Genomic DNA, 646 nt, shown 5'->3' with positions numbered 1-646 from the left:
CGTGAAAAAGGGTGACGGTTCGGCGACTACAGACAGCGTGGCGCAGACGCTGAATGTTCCGTCCCGTCCGGCAGCGCCTGCGGGTGTAGCTTCAACGGATGAAACCGCGATTGATGCGAAGGATGGAACACTCACGAATGTGACTGCTGCGATGGAATATAAGCGTGGAACGGCAGGTGCTTGGTCGAATGTTGCGGGTACAAGTGTAACAACCCTTGAACCGGATACTTATTATGTCCGCACGAAAGCGACAGCGGCAGCATTTGTATCGGAAGCGCAGCCTGTGACGGTGAACGCATATGTGCCAACAGCAGAGACTACCCCTGGAGCGGTGATCGACTATACTGCGGAGCAGCTGACTGGCCTGACGGCAGGCGCTGCGTATACCGTGAACGGTCAGCCTGTAACGGTGGACGTTAACGGCAAGCTGGCTATAGATAGCGGTTGGCTGGGAACGTCATTAAGCATCGTGAAAAAGGGTGACGGTTCGGCGACTACAGACAGCGTGGCGCAGACGCTGAATGTTCCGTCTCGTCCGGCAGCACCTGCGGGTGTGGCTTCAACGGATGAAACCGCGATTGATGCGAAGGATGGAACACTGACGAATGTGACTGCTGCGATGGAATATAAGCGTGGAACGGCAGGG

General features: G+C 56.2%; 1 pseudogene. It reads left to right on the top strand.

The window, feature by feature from the left end:
• Positions 1–646, top strand: a pseudogene (locus C162_RS36525) (hypothetical protein); the annotation flags it as partial.

This window comes from Paenibacillus sp. FSL R7-269 (assembly GCF_000517865.1).
Taxonomy (GTDB): Bacteria; Bacillota; Bacilli; order Paenibacillales; family Paenibacillaceae; genus Paenibacillus_AQ.
The sequence above is the reverse complement of the archived record's forward strand: the minus strand, read 5'-3'. Positions and strand labels throughout refer to the sequence as shown.